The sequence below is a fragment of the Betaproteobacteria bacterium genome, assembly GCA_016709965.1.
Taxonomy (GTDB): Bacteria; Pseudomonadota; Gammaproteobacteria; order Burkholderiales; family Rhodocyclaceae; genus Azonexus; species Azonexus amarohabitans.
Genome location: JADJLT010000001.1, coordinates 1 through 21,954 on the forward strand (window position 1 = coordinate 1; position 21,954 = coordinate 21,954).

The following is a 21,954-nucleotide window of genomic DNA, read 5'->3' on the forward strand; positions in this document are numbered from 1 at the left end:
CTTGGGTAACTATCTGGGCTGGCGACGATTGATTGAGCGACACGACCGCGATATTTCCTCTGACGATTTCCTCCGTGCCGCTTTGGGGATCGATGGGGTTCAACATACTATGGGTACATAGCCTTGAAAAAAGTGGAGACGGGAACAGCACTGGCTGGCAGGTTGGCTGCTGTCGGGCAGGTATTTTCAGGTTCTGGTTCCACGCTTTCGATGGCAAGCGGCTTTTTGGTCAGTCCGTGCCATGTGCTTACGGCTGGGCACGTGTTGGCGAAGGTAGGGGAGCACGTTCAAATTGCTGATCTGATGTTCGATTTGTCTTGTCCAACGCGTATGCACGTTTAAGCGCGCCGGTGACTGGGATGGTTGTCGCTGCCAGTCAGAATTTCACGATGCGCTAATCCGGAAGGGTTCGATCAGCAACGCATCCCCAACGATTGGGCCTTAATAGAACTTGTCCATACAATTTCTGACGTTGAGCCGATCAAGCCGTTTCTACCAAGGGGCCTCAAACTCGGCGGAGATTGTCTTCACGGTTGCCGGATACCCCATTGACAACGCCGACAGGGGATTTATGCCCAGGAACGTTGTGCCAAATGGTCTAGTCTGCATGGTGGCATTGATCTCAAGAATATTTTGATTGCAGATTGTGCTGTGCGCGCCGGGATGTCTGGCGGGCCAATGCTGCTTGATGATGGTAACCAACTGATCGCTGCAGGGGGATGCGTCGAACGTTTTACCATTGGGCAGAAGATCATGACGATCGGGGTGCCGGTATCCGCGTTTGCCGATCAAATTAGTGAGGTCATGCGGGATAGCGATGGATGTGCCGTTGGTTTCATTCGTTTGGCCTGCTACGTTACGCACTGATTGAGACGCATAAAGCGGCCAAATATATTTTGTTTTCTGGATTTTTGGCGGTGGAGCGCTTGGTCAAAGCGTCAATGCCATTTACGGCTGATCTGAAAAGCTACTATTCACGCCAGCATCGCTGATCAGGTAGGTTTTGGCGAATTTTTCAGACAGGAAAATTTGCCAGTCCGCCAGAGCCTCCTTCAGCAAGGTAGTGCTCCCTTCATCGCTGTCAGGATGTGCGAAGCGAATTCCTCGAGGAAGGAGCGCGATCCGTGGATTGCTGTACGGGCGATCTTTCGCCGGCTATTTTGTGTCCTTTGAGGGCGAAGTTTCCCGAAAGCGCTCAAATAATGCTGATCGCATTGTTGGCAGGCGTACAGCTTTGAACCCGGTATCGCCTGCATCCAGCTTTTCTCGGAATCCGGGACATAGCCTCGTTACAGTTGGGGCAAAGCGTTTTGGTATAGAAATACATCGCTAATTTTCTGCCTAAGCTTATTTTCCCTGGATAAAGACTCAGCGGTTAGACCAGCTTAGCGAAATTCGTGAATGGCCACTGTTGTTGCTTGGCGACAGCTTTGTATCAATTGCAAATGCAGCACCCATGTTGGGGCTGGGGATGAAATGGGGATGAGTATTGCCCTGATAGTCCGGCGATATCTCAGACAAGATTTCAATTTTGGGCGATATTTCCGGTTGACCGTGGAGTGCCACAAACGCGCAACCGGGAAACATGCGCGGTGGGATTTATGGGGTCGTCAGCGTTAATTCTGGCCAGATTCGCCAGTGCCCGCAGGCCGAGCGGGCGCGGCGTTCTGAATTGTCCCAGCCGCCGCCCAGGCAGAGGCCTTCCTGATGTTTCGGATTCGATAATGACGGTTCCCGGCTCGCTGCCGGGTTGGCGCCAACCACTCCAGTGCTCACAACTGGCGCACCGTTTGCGGTCGACGGTTTGGCTTAGCAAGTTTTGGTGGCCTTGCAGGAGGCGATGGTTGGCGTCGCCGGGACGACTGCGCCGCCGGCGCCGATCCAGCCCTTGATGCCGCTCTTGACGTTGTAAACCGTGGTGTAACCGCCCTGTTGCGAGGAACTGGCTGACGGCCTTGGTCCGGTTGCCGCTGCGGCAGATGACGATGACCGGTTCGTTCGGCTTGGCGATAGGTTTGACCTTTCCAGCCAACCGACAGGATCGACGCGGCCTTTTTCGTCGAAGAAGGTGAGCAGCTTGCTGCCACCGACGATGCCGGTTTCTTCCCATTCCGATTGCAGGCGGATGTCGATGACCGGCACGCCGCTTTTGCTCAGTTTGTCGAGCTGGGCGTTGTCGATGTCGATGACTTCGGCGTGGGCAAAGCCGGTGACGGCGAACAGGCAGGCTAGAAGCAGTTGGCGCATGGCAATCTCGTTCATCAGAAAACGCTGATTATATCGGGCAACTTACTGTTTCTGCTGGCGCTGCATCATTGCACGTACCTGCGGATCGTTCATCATTTCCTGCATGTTTAATTTCTGCTTTCCGGGCATGATCACGTCGCCCGGTTTCTGGCCAACCTTGCGGGGCCGAGCCAGCGGGCTTCCTGAACCATCTTCATTTCTTTCATGCCATGCTGTGGCGGATCGTAGCGGATCACCATGTCGTTACGGTAGGCAGAGTCGAAATCGCCGGTGATGACTGAATCGCTGGTGCTAGTCACGCCTTCATGCTTGCAGACCGCATGGATGGTCACCTTGCCGACGCCGCGACTGATATCCATGACCGGGCAATTGACCTTTTCCTTGGTGCGTTCCTGCATCACGTTATCGCTGGCCTGATCGACGCACATCTGCATGGCCCGCGGGGGAATGCCTGCCATCTGGGTTTTCATTTCCCACAGGCCGGATTTACGGCGAGGGGCGTCTGCGGCATCGGCCTGAGCGGCGAAGATGCTGGCGAGCAACAGGGGAAGGATACGCAGTGGGCTCATGACGGAATCTCCGGAAGATTGGCTAGTGATAATCGTAGTCTGCTTTGGAGAATGCGTCATGGGATAATCCGCGCTTTTTACGGGAACCGGCATGGCGCTCAAATCCACCATCTTCAAGGCCGAACTACAACTCGCCGACCTTGATCGATCGCATTTTGGCGACTACACGCTGACCATTGCCCGTCACCCCTCGGAAACCGACGAGCGAATGATGGTTCGCCTACTGGCTTTTGCGCTGAATGCGTCGGCAACCTTGACCTTCGGGCGCGAGCCTGTCGGCAACGGAGGATGAAGCCGACCTGCAGGAGCTCGATCCGACCGGCAGTATCGAGCGCTGGGTTGATGTCGGTCTGCCGGATGAAAAAGCCATTCGCCGGGCCTGTAACCGCTCGCGGCACGTGATGGTGCTGAGTTACGGTGGCCGGACCGCTGAAATGTGGTGGCAACAGACGCAGGGCAAGGTCTCGGGGCAAAGAATCTGCGCGTGCTTTCGGTGAGCGTGGAGGAGGGCAAGGCGCTAGCTTCGCTGGCGGCACGCGGCATGCGCCTGCAATGCACGATTCAGGATGGTGTGATCTGGTTGGGTGGCGAAGACGGCCATGTTGAACTGGCACCAAGAATTCTGTTTTATAGCGATTCGGCATAGAGAATCGCGAGATGTTTCCTGTTTTCGATTGAATTCTTACCAAGGGGTGACTATGGCTGCAAATGATGAAGACGAATCCACAGCGGTAATCGTGGGGGTATTGGCCGGTATCGTGCTGGCCGTCGTAGCAGTAGTTTATGGCGCGAGCGCCGGCAAGAACGTCAAGCCAGCCGCCACGCATGGTTGAGCAGGCCGAGATCGCGCCGGTGGGCGACGCCTTGGCCAAGATCTACTTTGCGGTTGGCGCAGCAACGCTGGATGAGGCTGACAAGGGCGTCGTCGCCAAGACAATGGAAGCGCTGGCCACCAACTCGAACGCTATCGTGCTGCTTTCCGGGTTTCACGATCAATCGGGCGATCCCGCCCATAATGCCGAATTGGCCAAGCAGCGCGCCCTGTCGGTACGCGATGCGCTGGTAGCCGGTGGTGTTGCGATGGAGCGCGTCAAGATGCGCAAGCCGGAATCAACGGTGGGTACGGGTAGTGCAGAAGAAGGGACGCCGCGTCGAGATTCGCGTTCAGTAATTCTTGAGTGGAGAAAAAGGCGAACCGCGGTTCGCCTTTTTATGCTTGATCAACGCCTGATCAGGTGCCAGACAAATTCTGCGCCGGCCGAAACGAGGTCGATGACGTCGATCAAGCCTGCATTTTCCGGTTCCTGCTTCATTCGCTTCAGGCGTGATTTCTCTCTCTCGCATGACGATGGCGTCGCCCAGCGCCTCAACATCGCGCGTCGTGCGGCGTTCTTCGGCATGGTGAAAACGGGAGAGCGCCTGTTCGATGGCTTGCGGGTCAAGAATGGTGATCGGCGCGCGGCAATGGCTGCAGGCGTGATCCTTACGGATGTCGACTGGCGCACCGCAACCCATGCAGCGAATGATGCCGACCTTGGCCGATAGTTCGTTGATTTCTGCCGGATGAAGCTGCCGCACGAAGCCCTTTTCGATCATGAATTGGGCAAAGGTGGTGAAGCGGCCGTGTTTTGCAGGCAACGGTGATAGTTGAACTGGCCGCCGTGCTTGGCGACATCCAGGCCATGCAGCAGGCGTTCGTTGCAGCGCGGGCACTGGAGCGGCTCGCGAAGCGGAATGCGCTGGTCGTCGCGGTGTTCGTGCAGCAGCTTGAATAACTCGACGATGCCACCCGGTGTGATCTGGACGCTTTCGAATTCGTCAAACCAGATGCCCTGGCAGGAAAACACAAATCAAGAACGACTTCACCATGGTGCAGGCGCTCAAAACGTTGCTTGACCATGGTTTGCCGGCAGGAGGGCAGGGGATCGGTTTCATCGTGCAAGCACCGCTTTCAGATGGGGCGGATGGTGCCGAGATTGAGTTTGACGCCTTTCTTCATCTTGCCGACGACGTGCATTTCGCAGGCCTTGCAGTCGAACTTGAGGATCAGCTTTTCGCTGCCATTGATCAGCGTCATCGGATCCGGCTTGAGGTGCTTCACTTCCTTTGGGCACAGGTTGAAGCTGTAGCGCAGGCAGTGGCGGGTGATCATCAGCGAGACCATGCCCTTTTCGTTGCCGGCCTCGTAGGCTTCCTCGATCAGCTTGACGCCGTGCTTCTCGTAGAACTGGCGGGCCTTGATGTTGAACACGTTGCCGAGGTAGGTCAGTTCTTCCTGCGGGTAGGGCACCGGGTTGGTGGCTGGCTGGGCGCGCGGCGGGCGCGGGTGGCTGGCTATGCGGGCGGCTTCGAGCTGTTCGGTCGCTTCGCGGCGCAGGGCGTTGATGGCGCTGACCGGCAGGAACCACGGCTGCGACAGCTTTAGCTCGACGGGTTCGGCGACGAACATCGTGTTGCCGAATTTGCCCAGGTTTTCCTTGAGCTTGGCCATGGCTTGCCTCGGGATTTTGGGCCAGTTGCCATTCCGATTTTGGCCCATTTTTCCGGTTGACCGTAGCAGCTACGCCATCTTCGTCAGTCAGCGTCAATGTGAAGCCATCTTCGGTTTCAGTCAGCACTGGTTTGACCGAAATGCGCCGATCTGCCGATTCTTTCTCCAGCGAGCGCTCGAATTCCTGATCACGGTTGCGGAAGAGGGTGGCGCCTTCAGTCAATTCCTCCGGCATCTCGGCCGGGAACAAGGTTTTACCATCGGCGCGATTGATCCGCATGCCGATCAAAATGCCTTCGCTGTTGTAGAAACACACGCCGTCGCCGTTGTGGAAGGGCTTTTCAGCATTGACGGTGAAAAAGCCATCGCCGATGTCGACGACTTCGCCGATCAACTCGCCGACAAAAGCCGGCGAATCGAAGGCGCCGATGTCGTCCTGGCGGCCACCGGCAAAATAGTCGGTGTAGCCACGGTTGAAGGTCTTGTCGGGCTGCGGCGTGAAGGTGATGGTGCTGCGGCCGCTGGAGGCGCGGGTAAATTCGGGATTGTTCGCGATGATTTCGTCGAGCAGGGCGCGGTAATGCGCCGTGATGTTTTTGACGTAGCTGAGGTCTTTCAGCCGCCCTTCAATCTTGAAGGAGCAGACGCCGGCGCGGGCCAGCTCCAGCATGTTGTCGGTCTGGTTGTTGTCCTTCATCGAGAGCAGATGCTGGTTCTCGGTGATCGTCTTGCCCTTGTCGTCGACCAGCGTGTAGGGCAGGCGGCAGGCTGCGAACATTCGCCGCGATTGGCACTGCGCCCGGTGTGGGCTTCGCTGATGTAGCACTGGCCGCTGAACGCAACGCACAGTGCGCCGTGAACAAAATACTCCAATGAAACATTGGTTTGTGAGGCAATGTTAATAATTTCGTTTAAGCTACATTCGCGCGCCAGAACGACCTGTGAGAACCCGGCATCTTCAAGAAACTTCACCTTGTCGGCATTGCGATTGTCGGTCTGCGTGCTGGCATGGAGCTGGATGGGCGGCAGGTCCATTTCCAGCAAACCCATGTCCTGAATGATCAGTGCGTCAGCGCCGGCTTCGTAGAGTTCCCAGGCCAATAGACGGCTACCGTCCAGTTCGTCGTCGTGCAGGATGGTATTGAGCGCGACAAAGACCTTGGCGCGATAGCGGTGGGCAAAATCGCACAGGCGTTTGATATCGGCGACATCGTTGCCGGCGCCGTAGCGGGCACCAAAAGCCGGGCCGCCGATATAGACAGCATCGGCGCCGTGCTTGATGGCTTCAATGCCGAAATCGGCGTTCTTGGCCGGCGCGAGGAGTTCGAGGGGGTGTTGAATGCGGGTCATGGCGCCTTAGTACGTGAAACGCGGGGCAAGTTCTTCGAGATTGAACTCGTGCAGGATGGCTTCGGCCCGTTCGCGGGCATTTTTCCGGGGATTGCCGCTGCCTTTTTCGCGTTTTGAGGCGATGATCAGTTCGTTCTTCATCGAATGTTCCCAGCCAACCAGTTCTGTGACGGTGACGTCGTAGCCGTGCGACTCCAGCAACAGGCAGCGCAGCACGTTGGTCAGGTGGCTGCCCAACTCTCGGGTGTGGATCGGGTGTCGCCAAAGTTCAGACAGCGGTTTTTGCGACAGCGATTCGTTCTTCCGGGCACGCATGGTGGCGGCGACTTCGGCCTGACAGCAAGGGACGAGGACGATATGGCGGGCGTTCTTGGTCAGCGCGAAACGGATGGCATCGTCGGTTGCGGTATTGCAGGCGTGTAGCGCTGTCACGACATCCACGCTGGCTGGCAACTCAGGCGCTGTTAGTGAATCCTCTACCGTGCAGGCAAGGAAGCGCATGCGCTCAAAGCCAAGCCTGGCGGCCAGTTCGCGGGATTTCTCAACCAGCTCCTGGCGCGTTTCTATGCCAATGATCTCGCCGCTGGCGCGATTCTTGATACAGAGATCGTAGAGGATGAATCCGAGATAGGACTTGCCGGCCCCATGGTCGACCAGTGTCTCGGCGCCATCCAGCAGCGGTTCGATGAATTGATAGAGGTGATAGACCTGTTTTAGCTTGCGCCGAGTGTCCTGATTCAGCTTTCCGTCACGGGTGAGGATGTGGAGTTCCTTGAGCAGTTCGATGGACTGCCCGGGGCGGATTTCAGGAATGTCGGCGGTGGTATTTGGCTTCTTCATGGGGCGACATTATCGCATTCAAACTTCTCTCACTTTCGTGTCAACCGAATCAAAGTCGAGTCGTTATTAGGCTCATGGTGACCAAACACCGCATATAAACGGAGAGACATAAATGGGCAGTCTGAGCAACGAATCCTTCGATCAATTCCTGGATTCACTGAAGAAAGCCGGTATTACGATTTCCAACGAAGCCGAACTGCGCGAGCGCCTGGCTGAAGCACAACGGTGGCGTTTTGCCTTCCAGACGCTGGCCGCCAATGGCAAGCTGATCGGCATCAACTTCGAAGATCATTCCGAAGGCCGCAACGAAGCCGAAATCGATCGTGCTTTTAATGAATTTCAGTTTTCCGAGAAGTCAAAGGCAGTTTTCTCTGCTAATCTGAAGCACTAAGAATTTCAGTTTCAGCCTTCCGCATTGGCGGGGGGAGGAAGAAAGAACGGGCGCCAAGCGGCGCCCGTTTTGCATTCTCTTTCCGGCGTTAGCGTGATTCCTACACCCCAAGGGTGCTTCCTTCGGGGCGCGGTCTACCGGAAAAAATGGCCAAAATCGAAATTTTGGCCATTGGTTTTTTAGCGGGTAATCGGCTTGTAACGAATCCGCTTCGGCTTGGCACCTTCTTCGCCAAGACGCTTCTTCTTGTCTTCTTCGTATTCCTGGAAGTTGCCTTCGAAGAAATTCCACTGCGAATCGCCTTCGGCTGCCAGGATGTGCGTACAGATGCGGTCGAGGAACCAGCGGTCGTGCGAGATGACCATCGCGCAGCCGGGGAATTCGAGCAGGGCGTCTTCCAGCGCACGCAGGGTTTCCACGTCAAGGTCGTTGGACGGTTCGTCGAGCAGCAGGACGTTACCGCCGGTCATCAGCGTCTTGGCCAGATGCAGACGACCGCGTTCACCACCGGACAGATTGCCAACCTGCTTACCCTGATCCGCACCCTTGAAGTTGAAGCGGCCGATGTAGGCGCGTGACGGCATTTCAAACTTGCCGATCTGCAGGATATCGCTGCCCTGCGCCAGCTCTTCGAAGACGGTCTTGCTGCCATCAAGGCAATCGCGCGACTGATCGACGTAGGCCATCTTGACAGTTGGGCCAATGTCGACCGTGCCGGAATCCGGCTGTTGCTGCCCGGTGATCATCTTGAACAGCGTCGATTTACCGGCGCCGTTCGGGCCGATGATGCCGACAATGGCGCCAGCCGGAATGGTGAAGCTGACGTTATCCATCAGCAACTTGTCGCCAAACGACTTGGTGACGCCGTTGAACTCAATAACCTTGCCACCCAGACGCTCGCCGACCGGAATGAAGATTTCCTGCGTCTCGTTGCGCTTTTGGTATTCCTGGCTCGACAACTCCTCGAAGCGTGACAGACGGGATTTGCTCTTGGCCTGACGAGCCTTGGGATTGGAGCGAACCCATTCCAGTTCCTGCTTCATCGCCTTCATGTGGGCGTCGATCTGCTTGTTTTCGGTCTCCAGGCGGGCTTCCTTCTGCTCAAGCCAGCTGGAATAGTTGCCCTTGTACGGAATGCCGTGACCACGGTCGAGTTCGAGAATCCACTCGGCGGCGTTGTCGAGGAAGTAGCGATCATGGGTGACGGCGACGACAGTGCCCGGGAAGCGGACGAGGAACTGTTCCAGCCATTCGACTGATTCGGCGTCCAGGTGGTTGGTTGGTTCGTCGAGCAGCAGCATGTCGGGCTTGGCGAGCAGTAGCTTGCACAGCGCGACGCGGCGCTTTTCTCCGCCGGAGAGCACACCGATTACGGCATCCCAAGGCGGCAGGCGCAGCGCATCGGCAGCCAGTTCCATCTGTGCCTCGGTATCCGAGCCGGCAGTGGAAATGATTGCCTCAAGGCGGGCCTGTTCCTCGGCCAGCTTGTCGAAATCGGCCTCCGGGTCGGCATAGGCGGCATAAACCTCATCCAGCTTGGCTTGGGCCTGCATTACTTCGCCCAAAGCCGACTCGACTTCCTCGCGTACCGTTTTGGCGGCATCGAGCTGTGGCTCCTGTGGCAGATAACCGATGGAAACGCCCGCAAGATGCTGGACCTCGCCGTCGTATTCCTTGTCCACCCCGGCCATGATCTTGAGCACGGTCGATTTGCCGGAACCATTCAGACCGAGCAGGCCGATTTTGGCACCGGGGAAGAAGGAGAGGGAAATATCCTTGATGATCTGCCGCTTGGGCGGGACGATCTTGCTGACGCGCAGCATGGACATAACGTATTGAGCCATTGAACCTACCTGTAGTCGTAAATATTAATGATGCGCGAGTCTACGGCCCTTCAAAGCAAATGGCCAGCCTCCCGGTGCTCGGGAGCTGGCCATTGCCGAAACAAGAAAGAAACCTAGAGTCGCCTATTGCCCATGGATCGATGCAGTAGAACCGCCGGCGCGTTGACCCGGGGGCAGGTGCGGAGGTCGCCGACCTGAGAAAATCCGAATTCCCGACGGTAGTACCCTGCATGCCGCGGGTTAACTTCAATGACAACATCTGTCACGCCAAAAACTGCCTTGGCATATTTGTAGGTGGAGCGGAACAGTGATTTCAGTAACGCCGGATCGTTGGCTTCACTGTCAACGGCCAGTCGGGTAACTTCGCAAATGACGCGGGCCGGTTTGCGCAGCTTGGCCATTTCGTCCGCGTAAAGTTTGTCGACGAGCAAACCGGCGCTTGAATCACGGGAAGTGGTCATCGTTGCAACAAGTTCGCCATCCAGCCAGCCACCAAGCGTCGCATGATTCGGATCGCCGATTAGCTGGCGGGGTGGGGAAAGCCGATACCCACGCCAGGAATACATTCGGCGAACCAATGCTGCGCAGGCGCGATGCTGTTGGTAGGTGACGGCAGGTGCAACAGTCAGTTCCTGCGAATCAAAATCGACATTTGCACCGAAAGAGTTACCGCTCCCCACAGATGACATTAGCGCGGACATGAATCCGGCTGATGGCGTGGAGCCTGAGGGTATGACGATTTGCATAGGCGACATTCTATGAGGAGCGACGTTAGGAATCAACCAGCCACAGCAGCGAGGGGTTTGACTGCCTCGTCACGAAGGTGGAACTGATTGGTTTTTTCGGCGGAAAGCGTGCTGATATCGCCGCACAGTTCGCCACCTTCATCAATGACCAGCTTGCCGTAGCGAATCTTGCCATGAACCTTGCCGGTCGCATGAATAATGAGTTGCGAACGTGCGGTCAGTTCGCCTTCAAAAGTACCGTGAATTTCCGCAATGTCGATACTGACCTTGCCGGAAAACGAGCCGTTTTCAGCGATGCGGATCACCCGGCTATCCATGGTTGCGTCAACGCGACCTTCGACCACGAGCGTGTCGCAATCAAGAATTTCGGCGCCCTTGAGCTTGACATCCGGGCCGACGATCAGTCGCGCGCCGATGACAGCTTCCGGTGCGCTGGCAGCTTCGGTCTTTTCAGGCTGAGTGACTGGGGTCGATGTCGTGCTGGTCGTTGTCGATGGGGGGTTGAGATTGCTGCCACTGCCAAGGATGTTATTGACCTCCTTGCGGGTGATGGCGTCATTGCGGTTGGTGAGACTGGGTTTGTTGAACATGTTGACTCCCGTATTGAGGTTTTCGACGATTGACTGTCCGGAAGCTCATTGCGAGAAGCATGCCATGTAAAATAATTGTCATTAAAACAATGGTTTGAAGATTAAATATAAAGTTAATATTAACTACTTACTCATCTTTAGTCGTGAAATGGCGACAGATTTTTTTGCTAATTTCCTAAAACGCTGCCAGTCTATACCTATAAGCTGTCGTGGTTTTGCGACAAATGTGTAACAAATTGAATATATTGAGTTAAATATCAACTGTTTTGGTGGTGATTATCCGGAATGATCCGGTTGGCCAATCTTTCAGCAAAGTAGTTGCGGTTTAAACTCCAGTTTTATTCCACAGAACCCGAATGAACAGAATTTCCTTCCGCCAAGGCATGTTGCTCGGCTTTGCATTGATCGTTTTGCTACTTGGCGGAGCGGCGGTACAAAGCTGGCTAGTGGTGGAGCATCTGGTCGACCAGAGCCGGCAGAGCAGCGATCGCGCCATCCAATTAATGGCTTCGGTTCAGGAGCTTGGCGAGCGTACCGTCGACATCGAACGCAGTGCCCGCCAGTATCTCGTATTGGATAACCCTGTTTTCCGGCAGCGTTTCGATGAGCATCTTACCCAGTCGCTGGCCGTCGTTGATCGGCTGGACGGTCTGGCCGCAGAACCGCTACTACCCCTGCTGGGCGGGTGGCGCATGGTTGCCTCGGCATTGCGCAGCGGTCTGGATCAAAATATTTCGCAAGCAGAAATCCTTCCCTTGCTGTCCCGGATGGCCGAGCTTGACGGTCTGCTCAAACAAGCCGGGCAACGGTGGATAGAAGCGGAGAGCCGGAAGTCGCTGGACGAACTGGAAGCCAATCGACTACGCCTGGGTGGGCGAATCGGGTTGGCTTTGGTGGGGGCGCTGCTTGTAGCATTGGCAATGGGATGGTGGCTTGTCCGGCCGGTTCGCCACCTTGAACAGGCAATCGTTCGTCTAGGCGCAAGCCGCTTCGACGAAGCGGTTACGGTGGGCGGGCCGGCTGACTTGCGCCAGCTTGGCAAAAGGGTTGACTGGCTGCGCCAGCGCCTGGCTGAACTGGAAGCAGATCGCGAGCGGGCGCTACGCCATGTTTCGCATGAACTGAAAACGCCGCTGACTGCATTAAAGGAGGGCGTTTCCCTGTTGCGTGAAGAAGTGCCCGGACCACTGGCAGCAGGGCAGCGTGAAGTTGTCGAGATACTCCAGCACAACGTGGGAAGTCTTCAGGAGCAAATTGAGAGTCTGCTGACGCTTAACGCGGCAGCCTTTGAAGCACGACGCCTGCAGATTGCGCCGGTCAAGCCGCGCAAGCTGCTGGCATCCGTGGTTCAACGCCGGGAGTTGCACAGCCAGTCGCGGCAATTGAATATCGTCGTCGAGGCGCCTGATGAAGCCGCCATGCTCGACGCCGAAAAGATGGCCATCGTGCTCGACAATCTACTGTCCAACGCCATCGATTTCAGTCCCGAACAAGGCGAGATCCGCTTGCTGGTCAGCCATGCAGATGGCCTCTGGCACTTCGACTGCATCGATCAGGGACCGGGAATTGCCGACGAAGATCGGCAACGGATTTTCGATCCCTTTGTTCAGGGACAACGTATGGCACCGGCACCGCGGCAGGGCAGCGGGGTCGGACTTTCTATCGTTCGCGAACTAGTGCGAGCTATGGGAGGCGCGGTTTTTCTCGTTCCGCAAGCAACGGGCGCCCATTTTTGTGTGGAAATACCTGATGCACAGTAACGACCATTGTTCTATTTGCATCCTGAAGAGTCTCGTCGCCGGACTGCTCTTCGCTCTGATTTTGTCTGGTTGTACCGGCGGTATGGCACCGCTGGTCAAGAAGGTCTCGAATGCTGACGAAATAACCCCGGAGGCCGCCTTGGTGTATTACCAGGGCCTCGCAAAAATGACACCGGCTGAACTTGGCCGGGAGCGCATGATATTGGTTGCCGTTCAGCAGATTCCCTACACGCAGATCAGAATGGCGATGCTGCTCGGCCATCCGCGGGTTCAGCAGGATTTGGGCAAGGGCTTGTCACTCCTTGATAGCATCCTCAAATCCAACGACCCTGCTGCCGTGCCGTTTCATCCGCTGGCCCGGCAGGTTGCCGACAACTATCTGGAGCGGATAAAACTCGAATATCAGCTCGAAAAGCAGGTGCAGCAGTTGAACTCGCAACTGAAGGAAAGCCAGCGCAAAGCGGCTGAACTTCAGGACAAGCTCGACAGCCTCGCCAATATCGAACGAACGCTGATTCCCCGACCGCGTGCGGTCAGGCCGGAAGGAGTAAAACGATGAGCACTGGCGCCCACGTACTCGTCGTTGACGACGATGAAGACATCCTGAAGCTGCTGACCATGCGCCTGAGGGCCAAGGGCTTCCGAATTACCGCAGTTGGCTCCGCCGAGCAGGCGCTGACGCAGATTGCCATCGACCCTCCGCGCGTGGTCGTCAGCGACATCCGTCTGCCCGGTCAGGACGGCCTGGCGCTGTTTGAAGAAATCCGCCGGACGCGGCCGACGCTGCCCGTCATCCTGCTCACGGCACACGGCAACATTCCGGATGCCGTTGATGCCACATCACGCGGCGTTTTCGGCTACCTGACCAAGCCTTTCGATAGCCAGATACTGCTCGAAAAAATCGACCGCGCCCTGCAACTCTCGGCGCCATCCTCGCCATCCGGTGACGATCTCGGTATCACTGGCAAGCGTGGCGACGATGCGTGGATGGTTGGCGTCATCTTTCGCAGTAGCCGCATGGCCGAACTGATGGCCGAAGCGCGTATGGTCGCTGCCTCTGACGCCAGCGTGTTGATACGCGGCGAAAGCGGCACCGGCAAGGAAGTCTTGGCCCGCGCCATCCATCGCGCCAGCCCGCGCGCCAATGGGCCATTCGTCGCCATCAACTGTGGCGCCATACCGGAACAACTGCTCGAATCCGAACTTTTCGGTCACGCCAAGGGCGCGTTTACCGGTGCCGGCGCCAGCCGCGTCGGTTTGTTCCAGACCGCCAATGGTGGCACGCTCTTTCTCGACGAAATCGGCGACATGCCGCTCGCCCTGCAGGTCAAGCTGTTGCGCGTGCTGCAGGAGCGCGTCGTGCGCCCGGTCGGCACTACCAAGGCCGAGCCGGTTGATGTCCGTCTGTTGTCGGCGACACACCGGGACCTCGACGCCGCCATGGCGCAAGGGCAGTTCCGCGAAGACCTCTACTACCGTCTTGACGTTGTCTCGCTCAACCTGCCGCGCCTCGATGAGCGGCGTGAAGACATTCCCTTGCTGGCCTCCCATTTTGTGCAACTGCTCGCCGGCAAATACGGCAAGCCGGTCAACGGATTTGCCCCTGAAGCCCTTGAAGCCCTTGCCACCGCCGCCTGGCCGGGCAATGTCCGACAGCTCTTCAATGTTGTGGAACAAAGCTGCGCGCTGACCTCAACGCCGCTCATCCCGCTCAGCCTAGTTCAGCGCGCGCTACGCGTACCGCCCATGGATGCCCTGAACTATGCCGAAGCCAAGCAGCGGTTCGAGCGCAATTACCTCGTCCAGTTGCTCAAACTCACTGACGGCAATGTCGCCGATGCCGCGCGTCTGGCTGAACGTAACCGGACAGAGTTCTACCGTCTGTTGCAAAAGCACGACCTGACGCCCGCCATGTTCCGCAGCGAAGGAGATTCGGTGTTTTCGAGCGGCGAACGTCCCGGTATCGCATGACACGACGCCGGATACAGACAAGCTCAAAAACACTTGTCGTTCCGCAACGACTGAATCCACAGCTTAAAAATCAGCAATTAAAACCAATTATTTGATTTATATGAATAATTTAAACATGGCACGAAGTTCGCAATGATGAATTGCAATCAACAAAAGAAGGGATTTGCCATGATCAAACGTCACCTGATGGTGGTTAGCCTTACCGCTGCCGCAACCTTTGCCGGCCTCGGCCTCTCTGCCTTTGCCACCGACGACCCCAAAGCCGTCGCAGCCCTGATCGCCAACAACGAAGTCCACGACGCAGCGCTCACCGAAAAAGTAGAAACCGTGTTGCGTACGGACGTAGGCCTTACCGGCTCGCAATTCCGCATCCTGTCCAGATCTGCCGTCGTCACAATAGCCGGCACGGTACCTGACGAACATGCGCTGCGCCGGGCGCTTGACCTGGCCAGCGGCGTGCGTGGCGTACGTGAAGTACGCAACGCCATGGAGGTCGACCTCCCAAAGTGACAAAAGAGGGCGATACCCCCTTGAGTCGGCTGCTTAGACGGTTTCCAGCGTTATCAGTAGCGCGCCTTCATCGACTGTATCGCCCTCTGTAACATGAACCTGAACGACCAAGCCCGCCTGCGGGCTGGGAATGTCCAGCGCCACCTTGCCGGTCTCCAGCGTCAGAATATTGTCCTCGCGGGCCACCAAGTCGCCTGTCTTGACCAAAACCTCAAGAATGAACACATCGCCGCTCGCGCACGAGCCACAACTCGACCAGCACTCAGGGTATTTCGGCATGCGAACAAAGGCGAAACTCATCGGCTAATTTCCTCGAAACCCTTGCATTCTACGCGGGCCTCCGTATAATGCGCCGCTCTGACAGTGCGCCCGTAGCTCAGCTGGATAGAGTACTTGGCTACGAACCAAGGGGTCGGGCGTTCGAATCGCTCCGGGCGCACCAGCAGAACAACCCGCCGAAGGTTGAAAAAATCGGCAGCAGCAGTAAAAAGCAGTTTAGGTGTGCGCCCGTAGCTCAGCTGGATAGAGTACTTGGCTACGAACCAAGGGGTCGGGCGTTCGAATCGCTCCGGGCGCACCAAAAATTCATGAAAAAGCCACCTTCGGGTGGCTTTTTTGTTTTCTGACTTTCGCTTGAGCTGGTCTTTTCCTTGAGCGCTTCATGCAAACCGCGTAATCTGCCGTTTTCCATGTATTCATAGCCCCCCGTGTTACTTGGACGGGGGGTATATGGCTAAGGACACCAATGGATTTCCCCCTGGTTATTCAACAATCGCAACTGTATTCAGTTATTGCCAGTGACGCAGAATTGCTGGCTAGCCTTTCATTGTTGCGGGCCAATGCAATTCGACTTGCTGCCACTATTGATAGAACAGTCCCTAGGTTTACTGATCATTCAATTCGTCACATGGATGCGTTATGGGGTGTCACAGGGCGAGTTCTTACTAATGATGAAATAAACACCCTTTCGCCAGCGGAGGGATTTATTTTGGCCTCGGGGTTTTATCTTCATGATATCGGTATGGCATACGCTGCTACAGATGAAGGTATAAAGAGTCTGAAAGAATCGAAGCCTTGGTTAGGGTATCTAGCGTCGATGCCAACTGAGCAGCAATTGTCGGAAGATGTTCAGGCAGCCGCTTTGAGCGTTGCAGTTCGTTCTATTCACGCGTCTGCGGCGATTGAATTAGCGACTGGCAGTATTCCAGGAACAGATATTTATTTAATTGAACCCAAGCAAATAAGGGATGCCTGGGGGATGGACTGCGGGCGAATTGCAGCAAGCCATCACTGGAGTTTAGAGAAGCTAGACCATGAGTTTGGTCGCCTGCAGTCTGTTTCGTTACCAGGGGGGCGGTCTGGTGACTTAGGTTTGATTGCATGTATTTTACGAATTGTCGACTACGCACACATTAATCGAGATCGAGCTCCCACGATAGATAGAGTATTGCGACAGTTGCCTTCCGATAGCTTGGTTCACTGGCTGGCTCAAGAGAACGTTGATGGTCCTGATAGAAACGGAAATAGCCTTGAATATCGCTCATCGAGGAAGGTTGCCGACGTAGATGCATGGTGGCTTTATTACGATCTTTTGCGAGGCCTAGACGCTGAAATTCGTGCGGTCAAGCGGTATTTGGATCGTCGGACATCAAGCTGTAATCGATTTTCACTCGAGGGGGTTCGTGGCGCTGAATCGCCAGAAGCAGCGGCGATCTCAATACCAACGTCGGGATTTCTTCCTATAGAAGTAAACGTTCGTGCTGGTTCGATTTCTAAGCTAGTACAACTGCTTGCGGGAGAGTCTTTATATGGCCCCGATCCTCTAGCTGCTGTCAGAGAGTTAATTCAGAATGCTAGAGATGCTGTTGGCTTAAAAGCTGCGATTACTACTTCTGAGTACGAAAAAGCCGCATTGAATTTGCCTATTGAAATATCGCTCAGGTCAGGTGAGCAGCCAGTTCTGGAGATTATTGATTACGGAGTTGGAATGTCGCAGAAAGTGATTTCAGATTTTCTGATCGCAATCGCATCTGACTATTGGTCATCCCAATTTTATATTGATTTCCCAAATGCTGCTGGATACAAGCCTGCGGGTAAATTTGGTATTGGATTTCTCTCTGTATTTATGCTTGGTGATACTGTTGTAGTTGAATCAAACCGCGCTGGCGAAGCTCGTCATTCCTTAACATTAAGTGGATTAGGACGCCGTGGTGAATTGCGGTCAATTGGAGTTGTCCCAGGTAGTGGAACGAAAGTTTCCATCAAACTTAAGCCAAGGGTTTTAGAGTCTCTGGGTAAATTGGGTGAAATGGTTAGGATATATGCCCCGGCTCTCAATCATCCAATAAAGGTTACCGTTGATGGGGAAACAACAAATATATCCCGTGGATGGTTTTCATCGGTTTCTCCAAATGAGTTCCACAATTGGGTAAATAATGCCTTAACCCGTCTTGGAGAAAATCGATCACCGATTTCAAAAATCGATGACATTCACGACCGCTACTTGCATTATCGACGCGGCCGAATCCGTTATGGAGGAGATGACTTCGCTCCGTCGTGGGATATTTGGCCTGAGTATAGAAATGACAATGTCAGGCTTTTGGCTAGTACAACCGGTGAGAGTCTGCTGTGCTTGAAAGGTTTAGCACTTCAGGCGATTCGTACCTATGGATTCTCAGGTGTGATTGACGTTGATAATGTGACGCCGGATGCAAGTCGTCGGCAAGCGTTAGATGCAGATGTCTCCATGATCATGGAGCAGGCGCGTGAGGCCATACGGCCGATGATTGTTGAACATCTAGACTCTTTGGGTAGAAATGAGTTTCTAATCACTCAGCTTGATCACCTCTGTTTTTGTGTTCGGGCATATGGTGCCCAATGTCTCAAAGAGTCTTCTGTTCCTTGGGTGAGTTTGCTTAAAGTCCCTGGGGATCTGAGACAAGTCAGTTGTCGCGAATTGCTTACAACGTTATCAGGCAAACAATCGGTATTCTTCGCATATAACACCGGCCCTTGGACAGCTATTAAAAAATGGTCAGCTTCGAAAGATCGAACTCAAGATGAGTTAATCATCGTATTGGACGGTGACCATGAGTCAGACCGTCCAGGCTATATTTCTGGAAATGAAGACAAAATTGGCAATTTGGCTGACCTTTGGCCTTCATGTGAGAAAACCGAGCTTTTCGGAACTATCCTAGCTGTGTTGGCGGAATCGTGGCAGATTCGAGTTGATCAGCTGACTGGACAAGATGGTTGGTTGCATAATGGAAATTCATTGGCTGGGCACTTGAAGCGTGAAATTGAAATATAGTGTGTTACACATTCATCACTTAGAAACTTCAATTTTCAAAAACTAGTGCCGATAATCAACTTCTCGGGTGCGCCCTACCGAATGAGGAACTCAATTTTCCAGTTCCCAGAACTGTCTGAGTTGGCGAGCCGATCAGGACTCGAACGACACAAGTAGCCGATAGGCTGGCAAATTGATTGGTGGTTCAGTCAACGAAATAATGGCACTTCCAATGAAGTGCCATTTTTCATTTCAGCCCCTGATTTCTCGTTCAGCGACCACCCGACCGATTTTGTTTTTGGCCATTTTTTCCGGTTGACCGTGGGACTCCGCCCGGACGGGCTGCCGGCCGGGCGCCGGGGCGTTTGGGGGCGTCGTCGAAGCCGACCCAGTTGTTTGGTGTGCCTTTGCCGCCTCGGCCGCCGGCGACCTTTGGTTTTTTGATCTTCTTTGCCGCGATTGCGGCGGCGCCGGTCAGCGGAATGCGGTGATCGGGTTCGAAGCCCGGTTCTTCTTCGCGGCTGAGGGTTTGCTTGAGCAGCGTTTCGATGGCGGCGAGCATCGGGGCTTCGTCGGCGCAGACGAGCGAGATGGCTTCGCCGGTGGCGCCGGCGCGGCCGGTGCGGCCGATGCGGTGGATGTAGTCTTCGGCGACGATGGGCAGGTCGAAATTGACGACTTGCGGCAGGTCGTCGATGTCCAGCCCGCGGGCGGCGACGTCGGTGGCGACGAGGATCTGCACTTCGCCGGTCTTGAAGCTTTCCAGGGCGCGCAGGCGGGCCGGTTGCGGTTTGTCGCCGTGGATGGCATCGGCCTTGATGCGCTTGGCCTGGAGGATGCCGACCAGGTCGTCGGCGCCGCGCTTGGTCTTGACGAAGACGAGCACCTGTCCCCATTTCCGGTCCTTGCGCATGAACAGGAAGAGCTCGGTCTTGCGCTTCTTGTCGACCGGCACCATCCACTGTTTGACGGCCTTGACGGTGCTGTTGGGCGGGCTGATTTCGATGGTCAGCGGGTTGCGCAGGCGGGCCTTGGCGAGGCTGCGGATGACTTCGGAGAAGGTGGCCGAGAAGAGCAGGGTCTGCCGCTTCTTGGGCAGGGCGGCGAAGACGGCGTCGAGTTCGGTTGAGAAGCCGAGGTCGAGCATGCGGTCGGCTTCGTCGAGGACGAGTACTTGCACCTTGTTGAGCTTGAGGGCGTTCTGGCTGTAGAGGTCGAGCAGGCGGCCGGGCGTCGCGACAAGGACATCGACGCCGCGGCGCAGGCGCATCATCTGCGGGTTGATGCTGACGCCGCCGTAGGCCGCGTAGGTGCTGACGCTGGTGTGTTCGCCGTACTGGCGGAAGCTGGCGTGGACCTGTTCGGCCAGTTCGCGCGTCGGCACGAGCACAAGGGCGCGCACGGAATTGCTGCCGACCTTGATGCCGTCGGTGGCCAGGCTGTGCAGGATGGGCAGCGCGAAGCCGGCGGTCTTGCCGGTGCCGGTCTGGGCTGCGGCCATCAAGTCGCGCCCTTCGAGGATGGCGGGGATGGCTTGCTCCTGAATCGGCGTCGGCGTCTTGTAGCCGAGCGTTTCGAGGGATTGGAGCAGCGTTTCGGCAAGGCCGAGCGTAGAAAATGTCATGGGCGGGGAGGGCAATTGCTAAATAGCGAAAAGGGAACAACCAAAGGGCGAGTTTAACCCGCCCATGCTGCGAACGTCAGTTAAACGCCAGCGGCAAGGCCTTTGCGCAGCAGCGTATCGACCACTTCATTGATGCCGCCTTCGCTGGCTTCGGCCAGGGTGCGGAGCTGTTCGGCGAGTTGTGCATCGAGCTTGACGGCGAAGGGGATGAGACCTTTGGCCTGGTCCAGCTTGCGTTGTTCCTTGCGATCAAGGACGGCGGCCTGGCCGAAGCGGTCCGGGCTTCCGGCTTGTTTCATGTCGCGGTCGATCTTGCTGGCGAGGTTTTTGTAGAGATCAGTTCTTTTCATGGGGAGGCTCGGGTGCGTGGCGGTGTTGGCCACCGCCACTGGGTCGCAGCCGGCCGGCGGCAGGCTGACAAGCTGGGGCCTCCGTATCCACGGCGTCGTTGCTCATCCTCGCAATAGGTAAGGCTATTGCTGCGGTTCGCGCCTAGCCGTGAACACAAATCCGACGCTTTCATTATGGCTCGCTTATTGCGAAGCAGACCACTGGCGCCGCGTCAGCAGCAGGCCGCACTCCAGATGGTGCGTGTAGGGAAACTGGTCGAATACCGCAGAGGCGCTGATAGCGTGGGTGTCCTGCAGGGCGGTGACGTTGTCGAGCAGGGTTTGCTGGTTGCAGGAAATGTACAGGATACGGTCGAAGCTACGGGCCAGTTCGAGCGTGATGGCATCCAGCCCACTGCGTGGCGGATCGACGAACAGCGTGGCATGGCGGAAGGGTTCGAGGTCGACCTCTTTCAGGCGCGTGAATTCTTCGCGGCCGGACAGGGCGTCGCTGAATTCCTCGCTCGACATGCGGGCGATGGCGACGTTCTCGATGTTATTGGCTTCGAGGTTGAACTGGGCGGCATGGACGGACGATTTGCTGACTTCGGTGGCGAGTACCTTGTCGAATAGCGGTGAGAGCGCGATGGTGAAATTGCCGTTCCCGCAGTACAGCTCGACCATATTGCCACCAATGCCGGCGGCCTGCTGGCAGGCCCAGCCGAGCATCTGGCGATTCACGCCGCCGTTGGGCTGGGTGAAGCTGCCCTCAACTTGCTTGTAGCGCAGCTGGCGGCCGTTGAGTTCGATTTCTTCGAGCACCCAGTCGCGGTCGAGTACCTTTTTTTGGCCACGGCTGCGGCCGATGAGGCGGATGCCGAGTTCGGCGGCCATTTCGCGGGCGGCGGTTTCCCAGGCATCATCGAGCGTACGGTGGTAGATCAGCGTCACCAGCATGTCGCCGCTCAACGTGGCAAGAAAGTCGGCCTGAAACAGGTTGCGGCGCAGCATGGGGCTGATGGCCAGACGGTCGCGCAGGCGCGGCATCAGCGCGCAGATGGATTCGGCGGCAGGCGGGAAGGTGTCGAGCGTGATCGGCACCCGCGGGTCTTCCGGATCGAACATGGCGTAGTCAAGGCGGTCGCCATCGTGCCAGATGCGGAATTCGGCGCGCAGACGGTAGTGCAGCGGCGTTGAGGCATGAGCAACGGTATTGGCGACGCCTAGCGCGGCGAAGGTCTGCTCGAAATGGGCGAGTTTACTGGCCAGCTGGGCCGGATAGAGGGCGGGGTCGAAACTGGGGAGGGGCATGATTTGCGTGATCTTGTGGGCAGTGCCGGGCCGAATCGTGGTCGAAGGCCCTGAGTGGAGGGCGAAATATACGCTGGTCTGCCGATGAGAGG

At 56.3% G+C, this 21,954-nt stretch carries 16 protein-coding genes, 2 tRNA genes and 6 pseudogenes; 12 read left to right on the forward strand and 12 right to left on the reverse strand.

All coding sequences use genetic code 11. The annotated features are described in order from the left end of the window. A partial coding sequence (locus IPJ12_00005) for an IS1595 family transposase (protein ID MBK7645602.1) occupies positions 1-121 on the forward strand: 121 nt, incomplete at its 5' end. 557 nt (positions 122-678) lie between these two features. Continuing rightward, on the forward strand, positions 679-867 hold the full coding sequence (locus IPJ12_00010) for a hypothetical protein (GenBank protein ID MBK7645603.1): 189 nt from the start codon (positions 679-681) through the stop codon (positions 865-867). A gap of 942 nt (positions 868-1,809) precedes the next feature. On the opposite strand, the pseudogene IPJ12_00015 reads toward IPJ12_00010, so the two are convergent. Continuing rightward, positions 1,810-2,262: pseudogene (locus tag IPJ12_00015) on the reverse strand (rhodanese-like domain-containing protein). Positions 2,263-2,289: 27 nt separating this feature from the next. Next, a pseudogene (locus IPJ12_00020) lies at positions 2,290-2,816 on the reverse strand (DUF3617 family protein). 91 nt (positions 2,817-2,907) lie between these two features. Here IPJ12_00020 and IPJ12_00025 point away from each other — a divergent pair. Both IPJ12_00025 and IPJ12_00030 read left to right on the forward strand, forming a co-directional pair. After that, a pseudogene (locus IPJ12_00025) lies at positions 2,908-3,462 on the forward strand (YaeQ family protein). A gap of 52 nt (positions 3,463-3,514) precedes the next feature. After that, positions 3,515-3,987, forward strand: a pseudogene (locus IPJ12_00030) (OmpA family protein). Positions 3,988-4,036: 49 nt separating this feature from the next. Here IPJ12_00030 and IPJ12_00035 read toward each other — a convergent pair. The 3 genes and pseudogenes from IPJ12_00035 to IPJ12_00045 form a co-directional block, all read right to left on the reverse strand. Further along, positions 4,037-4,716 (reverse strand): annotated as a pseudogene (locus tag IPJ12_00035) (zf-TFIIB domain-containing protein). 51 nt (positions 4,717-4,767) lie between these two features. Then, positions 4,768-6,657 (reverse strand): annotated as a pseudogene (locus IPJ12_00040) (U32 family peptidase). A gap of 6 nt (positions 6,658-6,663) precedes the next feature. After that, on the reverse strand, positions 6,664-7,497 hold the full coding sequence (locus tag IPJ12_00045) for an SAM-dependent methyltransferase (protein MBK7645604.1): 834 nt from the start codon (positions 7,495-7,497) through the stop codon (positions 6,664-6,666). Between the two features lie 112 nt (positions 7,498-7,609). Here IPJ12_00045 and IPJ12_00050 point away from each other — a divergent pair, with 112 nt between their 5' ends. Further along, positions 7,610-7,888 (forward strand): hypothetical protein, encoded by a 279-nt coding sequence (locus tag IPJ12_00050; GenBank protein ID MBK7645605.1) that lies wholly within the window; start codon positions 7,610-7,612, stop codon positions 7,886-7,888. A gap of 179 nt (positions 7,889-8,067) precedes the next feature. Here IPJ12_00050 and ettA read toward each other — a convergent pair whose 3' ends face one another. The 3 genes from ettA to IPJ12_00065 all read right to left on the reverse strand — a co-directional run bounded on the left by ettA (position 8,068) and on the right by IPJ12_00065 (position 11,068). Next, the gene (gene ettA, locus IPJ12_00055; protein MBK7645606.1) at positions 8,068-9,732 is read right to left on the reverse strand and encodes an energy-dependent translational throttle protein EttA; all 1,665 of its coding nucleotides are present in this window, start codon (positions 9,730-9,732) and stop codon (positions 8,068-8,070) included. A 113-nt stretch (positions 9,733-9,845) separates the two neighbouring features. Then, on the reverse strand, positions 9,846-10,433 hold the full coding sequence (locus tag IPJ12_00060; GenBank protein ID MBK7645607.1) for an N-acetyltransferase: 588 nt from the start codon (positions 10,431-10,433) through the stop codon (positions 9,846-9,848). Positions 10,434-10,510: 77 nt separating this feature from the next. Further along, on the reverse strand, positions 10,511-11,068 hold the full coding sequence (locus tag IPJ12_00065) for a polymer-forming cytoskeletal protein (protein MBK7645608.1): 558 nt from the start codon (positions 11,066-11,068) through the stop codon (positions 10,511-10,513). Positions 11,069-11,424: 356 nt separating this feature from the next. Between IPJ12_00065 and IPJ12_00070 the strand changes: the two genes are divergently transcribed. The 4 genes from IPJ12_00070 to IPJ12_00085 all read left to right on the forward strand — a co-directional run bounded on the left by IPJ12_00070 (position 11,425) and on the right by IPJ12_00085 (position 15,309). Further along, on the forward strand, positions 11,425-12,828 hold the full coding sequence (locus IPJ12_00070; GenBank protein ID MBK7645609.1) for a HAMP domain-containing protein: 1,404 nt from the start codon (positions 11,425-11,427) through the stop codon (positions 12,826-12,828). Positions 12,829-12,841: 13 nt separating this feature from the next. Continuing rightward, positions 12,842-13,387 carry a permease gene (locus IPJ12_00075; GenBank protein MBK7645610.1) on the forward strand — a complete coding sequence of 182 codons (546 nt, stop codon included), beginning with the start codon at positions 12,842-12,844 and terminating at the stop codon, positions 13,385-13,387. Continuing rightward, on the forward strand, positions 13,384-14,799 hold the full coding sequence (locus IPJ12_00080; GenBank protein MBK7645611.1) for a sigma 54-interacting transcriptional regulator: 1,416 nt from the start codon (positions 13,384-13,386) through the stop codon (positions 14,797-14,799). The genes IPJ12_00075 and IPJ12_00080 overlap by 4 nt, the downstream gene beginning before the upstream one ends. A gap of 168 nt (positions 14,800-14,967) precedes the next feature. Continuing rightward, positions 14,968-15,309, forward strand: coding sequence for a BON domain-containing protein (locus IPJ12_00085; GenBank protein MBK7645612.1), 342 nt, complete (start codon positions 14,968-14,970; stop codon positions 15,307-15,309). 33 nt (positions 15,310-15,342) lie between these two features. On the opposite strand, the gene IPJ12_00090 is transcribed toward IPJ12_00085, so the two are convergent. Beyond that, the gene (locus IPJ12_00090) at positions 15,343-15,609 is read right to left on the reverse strand and encodes a biotin/lipoyl-binding protein (GenBank protein MBK7645613.1); all 267 of its coding nucleotides are present in this window, start codon (positions 15,607-15,609) and stop codon (positions 15,343-15,345) included. 65 nt (positions 15,610-15,674) lie between these two features. Between IPJ12_00090 and IPJ12_00095 the strand changes: the two genes are divergently transcribed. The 3 genes from IPJ12_00095 (at position 15,675) to IPJ12_00105 (ending at position 18,619) form a co-directional block, all read left to right on the forward strand. Next, positions 15,675-15,751 (forward strand) — tRNA-Arg (locus IPJ12_00095). Between the two features lie 61 nt (positions 15,752-15,812). Continuing rightward, positions 15,813-15,889 (forward strand) — tRNA-Arg (locus IPJ12_00100). Positions 15,890-16,054: 165 nt separating this feature from the next. Then, complete coding sequence (locus IPJ12_00105) at positions 16,055-18,619, forward strand: ATP-binding protein (protein MBK7645614.1); 2,565 nt, start codon at positions 16,055-16,057, stop codon at positions 18,617-18,619. A gap of 250 nt (positions 18,620-18,869) precedes the next feature. Here IPJ12_00105 and IPJ12_00110 read toward each other — a convergent pair whose 3' ends face one another. The 3 genes from IPJ12_00110 to trmA all read right to left on the reverse strand — a co-directional run bounded on the left by IPJ12_00110 (position 18,870) and on the right by trmA (position 21,862). After that, positions 18,870-20,222 (reverse strand): DEAD/DEAH box helicase, encoded by a 1,353-nt coding sequence (locus IPJ12_00110; GenBank protein MBK7645615.1) that lies wholly within the window; start codon positions 20,220-20,222, stop codon positions 18,870-18,872. Positions 20,223-20,302: 80 nt separating this feature from the next. Further along, positions 20,303-20,572: a hypothetical protein gene (locus IPJ12_00115; protein ID MBK7645616.1), complete on the reverse strand. Its 270-nt coding sequence runs from the start codon at positions 20,570-20,572 to the stop codon at positions 20,303-20,305. A gap of 183 nt (positions 20,573-20,755) precedes the next feature. Beyond that, complete coding sequence (trmA, locus tag IPJ12_00120) at positions 20,756-21,862, reverse strand: tRNA (uridine(54)-C5)-methyltransferase TrmA (protein MBK7645617.1); 1,107 nt, start codon at positions 21,860-21,862, stop codon at positions 20,756-20,758. Positions 21,863-21,954: the final 92 nt, after the last annotated feature.